Here is a 9,279-nt window from a genome sequence, read left to right as displayed (position 1 = left end):
ATGAGTCTGATTCTGACGCTAAAACTAAAACTGATAATTCGGATGCTAACGGTAAAGATGGTAATAACCATGACCGTGTAGATAAAGACAGTGAAGCGCAAGAGAAAGCGGAAGATAAGAAGGGAACTACAACTGATGAGTCTGATTCTGACGCTAAAACTAAAACTGATAATTCGGATGCTAACGGTAAAGATGGTAATAACCATGACCGTGTAGATAAAGACAGTGAAGCGCAAGAGAAAGCGGAAGATAAGGAAACTGCTAACGGTAAAGGCAGGGATGGCGAAAGCCTCCGTTCCGCAAGCCAGGACAATAATTCAGATGAATCTACGCTAAAACCAAGTGACCTGTTGGATGACGGTGGTGATGATCTGTTCAGCAGTAATGGACCGCAAGGTAGCGTTGGTGGTGATGTTGATCCGCTAAATCCATTTAACATGGAACAAGCAGCCCATGAGGATCTTAACCAAGAAGGAGACGTATAAGCGAGGCAGCCGGATTGCCTGATGTTTGGCAATCCGGCATTTTCTTAAACTGAAATAAAAACCCCCGCCGGTTATCCGTCGGGGGTTTTTATTTTCCCCTTACAATAAAATCCCTCATAGGCCTACTGTAAGGGTTTTTTATTATGTCCATTAAGCTAAAATGAGGGCATTCACTTTCCAACAATTAAGACTTTTTACTCATGATTATTTCCGAACAAATCATCCGAATCCGAGAAATAACTGCCCAACACTGTCGCCAATTGGATAAACCCTATCCAACGCTTACTTTATTTTTTTCGGTCAGTAACACAAAAGAACGCGCCAAAGTGACACATGTTTCCGCTGATAGCTTTGATCAAGCGTGGAGCCAGGGTATTGCCAAGCTGCGTAAGCTACTAGACCGGCATAAATTAAAACAAGGCTGGCTGCGGGTCGATTGGGTGACGCACATTGAAGCCTTAACATGGGAGGAATTGAATAAACAATTGCAAGATACTAAGCGCAATTATTTTCGTAAGGGTTTGGCGTTTGATAGCGCATTGAATCTCGCTTTTTTAGAGCAGGAGCTGAATGCCAATGCCATGCTATATGTGGGTGGCGATGAAGCAAATGTCCAGCTCAATGAGAAAAATTTTATCCGTTATGCAACTAGCCGCTACGGTAAAAAAAACTCAGTCGATTTCTCTTTGCAAGCGCCGGTTTATGTATTTTCAACTCAAGGTGCATTTTGCGATACATCGGGGACTTGTCATTTATTGGCCGGTTCAGGCTTAGATAGTGGGCGGCGTATTTTGCCACCGTTAGATACCCATCAAGTCACTCACTTAATTGAAACCAGTAGTCAGTATTTAGCCGGACAAGTCAAAAAATCCGGTGAATTTTTTTACGGTTGGCATCCCTGTTTTGATCGAAAAATACCTACTTACAACACCTTGCGCCATGTCAGTTCTACTTATGCCATGATCGAGGCTTGGGAGGTGAGCGGCGATAAAATACTAAAAGCCGCAATCGAGCGGTCTATCACCCATTTCACCCAGGTTTTGATTAAAACCTATACCCTACCGACGGGTGAGACAGCCGCTTATTTAACCGATCTTAACGATGAAATAAAATTGGGCGGCAACGCGGTTTGTTTACTGGCGCTGGTCAAATACAGCGAAGTGACGGGTAACCGCGATTATTTAGAATTATTGGCGCAATTGGCTTTAGGTATTGTCGCTATGCAGGATGCCGCTACTGGCCGTTTCGACCATGTGTTGAATACGGCTGATTTATCGCTAAAAGAAGCCTTTCGCATTATTTATTATGACGGCGAAGCGGCGTTTGGCTTAATGCGTCTTTATGGTTTAACGCAAGATCCGCGTTGGTTGGGCGCAGTTGAAAAAGCCTTTGATTATTTCATTGCTAATAAACACTGGAAAGCGCATGACCATTGGTTAAGTTATTGCGTTAACGAATTGACCCGTTATAAACCGGAAGAAAAATATTTTCGTTTTGGCATTCAAAATATTAAAGATCACCTGGACTTTGTATTGGAACGTGTCACTACTTTCCCCACCTTGCTTGAATTAATGATGGCAGCCGAACAAATGTTAGTCAGGCTAAAAGACATGCCGGATATGCAGTCGGTATTGCAGGAACTGGATATTGATAAATTCTATCGGGCCTTGGATTACCGCGCCCATTATTTGCTCAACGGTTATTTTTGGCCGGAAATGGCGATGTATTTTCAAAATCCAGCTCGAATCGTTGGTAGTTTTTTTATTCGTCACCATGGTTTTAGAGTGCGGATTGATGATGTGGAGCATTATTTGTCGGGGTTTGTGGCGTATAGGAAGATGCTGGGAAGAAAACCGCAACGAACCGGTTCGTTGGACAGCAACCTGAAAACTCCACCGGTCAAAATAGATAATGAACGTTACTTGGAATTATATAAAACGACCTTATCCAATAAAAAAGACGACTACAAAAAATTAGATTGGCTTAGTGAGCGGCAAATGCTATGCCGCTTTGAAATGGCAGATAAAGTCATTGATTTTTCCAAAGTGAATAGCTGGATTGATTTGGGTTGCGGCACGGGTGATTTTTTTCATTATATTTTAGGTAAACATACGATAGGAACTGTTGTAGGTTTGGATGCAACCGATAAATTTATTGATATTTCTAAACAAAAAAACAAGGCCTACCCTATCGACTATGTCATTGATAACCTGATGACTTATAAAGACACACACACTTATGATTTAGTGACTTTATCAGGCATATTACAATTGTTAGACTTTGAAAAAATTGAAACCGTTTTTTCAATTTTAACCTCTCTGGTAAAACCAGGTGGTCAACTGTGGATAGATACGCTCAGTTATGATTATGAAAATACCCGAAGAAAAAACAGCGTTTGGCGTTTTAAATGTACGGAACTCATTCACTGGTTGAGTCAATGTCATTTTAGCAAAATCACTGGTCATGCATTTAATGAGCAAACCGAGCTGGTTAATTCTCAGGATAGTTTTTTGCTCTATCTATACGGTATCAATGAACAGCCTGTTATCAATATGAGTGAATCGGACTCCTCGCAATCCCGCATAAATACCCAAATAAACCTGGTTGAAAGTCCGCCCAAAATCAAAATTCCCCCAGCACTCCAGGATTTGAAGCTGATTAAACTTGCTGATCAACGGCGCTTTCTCCAGGCCGCAGAAGCAGGTGGACAAAACTCATGGCTGTATTTTTTTCCTTTTTTGTATTGTTTTTCCAAAGCACGCACACAAACGCTGTTATGGGAGCAAATTGATTATTCCATCTGCTTGTATTTATTGCGTGAAGATGAGGAAGGTTTCAATTTACGCTTGTATTTACCGCCCTTTCCCTTTAATCAACATGCGCTAAGGGTTGCCACAGACCGACTAAAGCAATTTAATCGTGATCATAGCAGTTCGATTCTTTGGCTGGAAGAGCGGCAAAAAAATGATATTCAGCAGTATGGTTATCGCCTTAAATTGGTCGAAGAAGAGTATGTGTACGACAATTCTTTAGTAACCGCCGCCAGTGGTAAGGCTTTTGAACGTTTACGTAGCAAAGTCAATCGTATTAGCAAAATACCGAATCTGGATATTAGGCCATATCGACCGGAAGATCAGGCCGATTGCTTGAGCTTGCTGCAACATTGGCGCACTACGGTAGAAAGCGAAAAAGGCTTAAAAATAGGTGGTTATAACTATGCGAGAAATCTTCTTAACTATGCTACAGGCTTTGATGAAGATATTTTAAAAGCACAGGTCATTGCGATTGACGGGGCTATTCGAGCGTTTACCTTTGGTGGGAAAATAACGTCTGAGTATGGCAGCTTGTTTATCACTATATCTGATCATGCCATTGAAGGATTAGGCTATGTGCAGCGTAAAGCGTTTATGGAAGCACATCCGTATTTACCTTTTTTCAATGATTCGTCTGATGCTGATCGTGAGGGATTAGCGTATCTGAAGAATGCCTTCAAGCCGGTGATAAAAAATAAACTTTACCGGACTAGGCGCTAGTTTTGAATGCTCAATATGGTTGCAGTGGTTTCAGGTTATCGTTAGTCATCGGTACGACATAATCTGAGAGGCTGTGAAAAAATCAAGATATTAACCCCCCTTAATCCCCTTTTTCAAAGGGGGAGGCTGGAACAGCTTTCTTTTAATCATAAAGGGTATGAACAATGACGCTAAAGCTTTGCACTTCCATTGTTTAACCTTCATTTGTTCATTTGCTCAAGTTATTTCATGCACATCGCTTAATTCAAAGAAGTCATCATCTTCCCATGGCCGACTAACCAAACGTTTCATCCGCAGTCCGGGTAACTGTTTGAGATAACGAAGCAAGCGGGGTAAATCACTTTCATAAATTCCCTTAACACACAAAATATCATCATTTTCCAGACTATTTAGCACAGCTTCTTGTATATCCGCCACTGTAAAGCGATGTTCCCAAATAACATTATCTGGGACTACTGCGCCATGTTCGGTAAAGTATTCAACGCTAAACAGGCAATGAATATCAGCATCCGCTATCAGTTGCTTAAAATAGGCTAAATCCAGTAACGCGACTTCACCGTCCACATGATCGACAAAATTAGAGGTAACTACTATTTTTTTACCCTGGGCTTCGGGCTGAAAAGCAGCAACTGTTTTAAAAAAAGAGCTATAACCTTCAATACCACCGCGCCGACTTTGATCGTAAAGATAAAAGTGTTTATTTTGATAATGAATATGATACAACGCACCACTGCTTTTAAAATTAGTGCATTGATAATAATGCGCAACCGCCGTTTTGACATCAATCCCTAAATGATAAACACATAATAATTCAGCTAACGAGGCAGTCGGCGCATGGGCTTCTGGAAAAGGTACGCGATAGCGAATAATTTCGCCTTCGATAGCGGCAACGATATCCCAGCCAAATTGCCTAAAACGTTGCGCTAATAAACGCGCATGGCAGTTTGCGCCGCTGCCGAAAGTCAGAATGTTAATGCCAGGATAACGTTGCAATGCCGCCAGAATTTGCGGGTAATATTCACTGTCATAAGGCGCGATAAACTTACCACCTGCGGCCAGACCACTGGCATAGGTGGTTTTTAGCCAGATAATATGATCAATGGTTTTGAATTTTTCAATATGTTCATGGCCGATAGAGGTGAGTACCACAATATCGGGGGCAATAATTTTGACGCGTCGTAAAATTTTACGTTCATGCTCAATAGGCTTTTCTAAGACAAAAACCTCGGTATTCCTTTTCAGTGAGGCAAAATCACAATAGGTGGAAGCGTTAAAATTAGAACTATTAAGACAAGTATACGTTGGTAAATGCTCTTTTAATAAATGCCATAAATGTGTTTTAAAAGCAGTTTTACCATAACTACCGACCACTAAAATACGCTTAGCAGTCGATAATTTGCTGGTTCTAATGGCGATTTTTCGTAGTGCCTGATAAGTATCTGACACTCGCAATATTGGGATATGCACGTTTAAGGGCGTCTCCATATTCGCCATAATCGCCACAATACCCTTGGCAACCATGTCTGGTACTTTATGCAGATTATATAAATACTTTTTATTCGGCCATTTCTCATGGCGAATGACCAATAAATCGCCTGGCTCGATATACTTTGGCACATAATGAAATTTCTTAACGGTCAGTTCGCCACTCAAGTTTTCCCAGGTGCCTTGAGTAATTTCGGCAAGTTGTTGGGCACTGAAAAAAGCACTCTCATCAATAGCAAACATAGCACACTCTAATCACAGCGCTGTTGGGTATAAATATCTATAGCTTGATCTACCGCTTGGATAAACGCTAGCAGTTCCGGCTCGTTTTGTTGTTGTGTATCGCAGGTTTGTCGGATGGCTTGTTTAACAGCACAAAAAATAGGTACATGATTATCTGGGTTATATTTTTGATCATCTTCATCCCAGTTGTAAGCTGCATAGCCACGTTCTTGTGTGACTTTATCGCTTTGCTCTTGTAAATTTTCCAGCAAGTGCTTGATAAAACTATAGCCGTGTACCCTATTGTCTTCAAAAGGATGCGGATAGGAGGTAATCCGTTGCTGTGCAATCGCAGGCAAAGGAAATTGTCCGGCATTACGGTCACAAAGGTAAGCCAGACGGTTCCAAAATACTGAGGCACCATAATCTTCTTCTACCAATAGTACTAACGCCTGCGGGTTGTTCGGTAAGCGACTATCCTCACCAACCCCTTCTTTAAACGCATATTCAGCCCAACGTGCAGTGCCTTCGGTATACCAGCGGTTTTTAAACATCGTATAACCATTTTGAAAAACATGGAACAGTTCATGTGGGGGGGTCATGGTTTGATCACGTAAATTATTAGCTAGTTTGATAATAAGTACATGATCCGTTTTATCTTTAAGTTTTTGATAACGAAATTTAGTGACTTCATCACCGACGCTACCCTTATCTTCCATCGTTAACACGTGTACATCCAGGTAACGTGCTTTCCCTTGATAACGCTTACTAGCCAAGGGATGAGTAAAGCCAAATACATCGGTGTATAACACAGCGGCAGCTTGTAATTTTAGTGCTAGATGCTCAATATAATCTGGAATCCCATTATTGTTTTGATCTTCTCTCTGTTCAATGGGCAAAGCATGTATACCTTCGAGGGTATAAAAAATTCTGAATTCTCCCACACTATAAACGTTGTCGAGATTGGCTCGACTTGCTTTGGCGTTATCTGCCAATACTGACCAGGAAAATGATAGCAGGAGTAGTAGACATAATTTAGACATAACGGTTCTCTGATAAAGTTAAGAATGAGTCTCGGGAATATAGCCTAATTGTTGCGCGAAAGGTTCTCCTAAGATATTCACTAATTTGTGCAGGGCGTAAGCTGGCGGTATCCTAGGCATAGTGAGTGATAGAATATAGCGTGCGTAACAGTCAGCAAATTGCTGAGTTTGCACAGCGCTTCCCTGATCAGCCAGTTTGATCACAATCGCTTTGGCTAGCTGCAAGGGGCAAGGTTGCGAAAAAGCTTCTCGTTCATCACAAGTCATTATATCGTTGAGTAACGGCTTGCCTTGATAATAAATGGTCGCTTCGCCTAGATGGCGAGTGATATAAAAATAATCGCCATTCATTACGCTATGGTAGATGGCTGTTTTCAATAACTGCGTATGCTGCTCGCTAATACAATGGCTCGTACTTCTATTTTTTTTGTTAATTACCCTAGTAATTTTGTCTTGTACTGCGCTAGCTAACGCATCCGGTTCAGGGCAGTCGTGTATATAGTTCAAATAGATTTTTTGTACCGTGGCGCTAAGCAGCAAAAAAGGAAAATAACGGACTGCAAAACCTTGCAAGCTGTCAATAAAGGCCAAAATAAGGGAACTGGCATGCGGGTGAGTGCGCACCGTGACAAAAATATCCTGTATGCCCTGTTTAATTTCAGCGGCATATAGCCGATGTATGTTTTGTGGAGGGGTGTGGGTTTTGTTTAAATGACGATTACTGCCTTTACCGGTCACGATCACCATATTTTCAAGCGCGACTTCATGTAAGCGGCTGTCAGGTTCTTTAAGGCGTGAATTGTTGACCAGTTGATTATGTCTTACGGCATACCGTGTAGTTGAACGTATAGTATTCAAGCTGTTCTGCCAAAAACTGCTGAGTAATGAACGTTCTAACGAAGCCGGCGGCACGGTAATCGTGGCATTGTCATCCAGTTCTTGCAAAAAGGTACGCAATACTAGCGGTTCAAAGGCAATGTCGGCATCCGCTAGATAGGCTTGTTTACCGCTGATTCTGATATTACAGGGCAATAAATCATACAATCCTAACAGTAAACTGATGCCGGTTAATTGACCGAGTTGTCGATATAAAATTTGTGCTTGTGCATCGCTTAACACATTATCTTGCTCAGTACCGCAGCTTAAGTAACCAACATAACCATAATATCCTTGTGCATCCTGGCAAGGAAAAAAGGGGTAGGTAGGTATTGGAGTCACAGCAGTGCCTAAGGTTTCTGCCAACAAGTTATTAAACAACTCAATAAAACTAGGTTCAGCACCAGCGATATGCCCGACCAGTTTTGCTTCTATGCGTAAATCGCGTGGTTTATAAACAATTTTTTGTCCACATGCCAAGGTAACAATGACTATGCGTTGACCGCCGTTAAATGCGAATTGTCCGGCTATTTGCCAATGTGTCACACCTTGAAGTGAGGCATGATTCTTGGTGAATATCGCAGTTATCGCTGGCATATCGTGGGCTAGGCGTTGTGCAGTCAGCGTGGTCGTGGCAATAAAGTAACGTATTTCGTTATCCAGTGCTTGTTGTAAAGATCGGTTACCGGCAATCACACGTTCAAAAGCTTCTTGGGGATTGCGCGTACTTTTCAATAAGTTTTGCATCAGTTGATTATACGGCTGCTCTAGGCAGTGTTGTCGTTCAAAATATCGAGCCAGTGCCGTCAGTAAAAAGCGTTGATCGAGTAGTTCGGCCAGTTGGCTGCCAATCTCGGCAAGCAAGGCTTGCCTAGTCGAAGCATCAATCGGCTTAATGATATCCACCACGGCAAGTAGTGCTTTAAAGATCAAGTGCTTTAATAATTTTCCTCGGTATCGACTGGCAAAGGTTACTTGTGCTAACGCTTGTGTGGCCAACTGTTCATTGTTCATAACGCCTCTGCTATAGTTGTCTGGATTGTGGGATCAACAAGTTCACCATGTGATAATTAAAATTGTCCTAAAAACGCTATAAGTCGGGTATGTTTCCAAGACTACTACCGTTAATTTTTAAAACTCTTCCCGATTTCTCAGGGGCGCCACTACATGTAGATACTGTGCATTAGAAGCAATAACATTGACGTGATTTTTATATTTTAATATCAATGTGTTGATAGCGCATCACCGTAACTTCTCATTAGTCACAGGTCGCATATAAATCAATTACTTACAGAGAGAAAAATATTTTAAGCTGAGAATAAACGTTGTTTTTAGTGCCGATTCACATCGATGCGTCGTAAGCCATTGATTTATCGTTATCGAAAAATTAAAAATGCGTTTTTTTGTAAATTTTATTGATCCTAAGTTATTGAAAAATAAGCTTACCTGTGACTAATGAAAAGTTACTACATCAGAAACTCGATTTCTAATCACATAGGACTTACGCATTGACGGAATGCCTAAATTGTGGATTGAGATTTTTTATTTCAGGCATGAGTGTCGCGATAGAATTTGCTACCACAGTATTAAATAACTCACGCTGGAGCTCGTAACAGTTACTGATAAGCTCAGCGA

The 9,279-nt window shown here is 41.4% G+C and carries 5 protein-coding genes; 2 read left to right on the top strand and 3 right to left on the bottom strand.

The features are described 5' to 3' along the window. A partial coding sequence (locus tag U1E26_06095) for a hypothetical protein (GenBank protein MDZ4169210.1) occupies nt 1-485 on the top strand: 485 nt, incomplete at its 5' end. Nucleotides 486-685: 200 nt separating this feature from the next. Next, entirely contained in the window at nt 686-4,018 is a 3,333-nt protein-coding gene (locus tag U1E26_06090; protein ID MDZ4169209.1) for a methyltransferase, read from the top strand. Between the two features lie 216 nt (nt 4,019-4,234). Here the strand turns inward: U1E26_06090 and U1E26_06085 are convergent, their stop codons facing one another. The 3 genes from U1E26_06085 to U1E26_06075 all read right to left on the bottom strand — a co-directional run bounded on the left by U1E26_06085 (nt 4,235) and on the right by U1E26_06075 (nt 8,658). After that, the gene (locus U1E26_06085; protein ID MDZ4169208.1) at nt 4,235-5,746 is read right to left on the bottom strand and encodes a Mur ligase family protein; all 1,512 of its coding nucleotides are present in this window, start codon (nt 5,744-5,746) and stop codon (nt 4,235-4,237) included. A gap of 8 nt (nt 5,747-5,754) precedes the next feature. Further along, nucleotides 5,755-6,624, bottom strand: a complete 870-nt coding sequence (locus tag U1E26_06080) for a hypothetical protein (GenBank protein ID MDZ4169207.1) — start codon at nt 6,622-6,624, stop codon at nt 5,755-5,757. Nucleotides 6,625-6,786: 162 nt separating this feature from the next. Next, nucleotides 6,787-8,658 carry a DUF4135 domain-containing protein gene (locus U1E26_06075; protein MDZ4169206.1) on the bottom strand — a complete coding sequence of 624 codons (1,872 nt, stop codon included), beginning with the start codon at nt 8,656-8,658 and terminating at the stop codon, nt 6,787-6,789. Nucleotides 8,659-9,279: the final 621 nt, after the last annotated feature.

Source organism: Coriobacteriia bacterium, from assembly GCA_034370385.1.
Classification (GTDB): Bacteria; Actinomycetota; Coriobacteriia; order Anaerosomatales; family PHET01; genus JAXMKZ01.
Note: the sequence above shows the minus strand (reverse complement) of the source record. Positions and strands in the feature narration are given on the sequence as shown.

What these genes read in the sequence shown, in the direction of transcription:
- U1E26_06090 (MDZ4169209.1), top strand. Translation starts at nt 686, where the DNA reads ATGATTATTTCCGAACAAATCATCCGAATCCGAGAAATAACTGCCCAA.
- U1E26_06085 (MDZ4169208.1), bottom strand. Translation starts at nt 5,746, where the DNA reads ATGTTTGCTATTGATGAGAGTGCTTTTTTCAGTGCCCAACAACTTGCC.
- U1E26_06075 (MDZ4169206.1), bottom strand. Translation starts at nt 8,658, where the DNA reads ATGAACAATGAACAGTTGGCCACACAAGCGTTAGCACAAGTAACCTTT.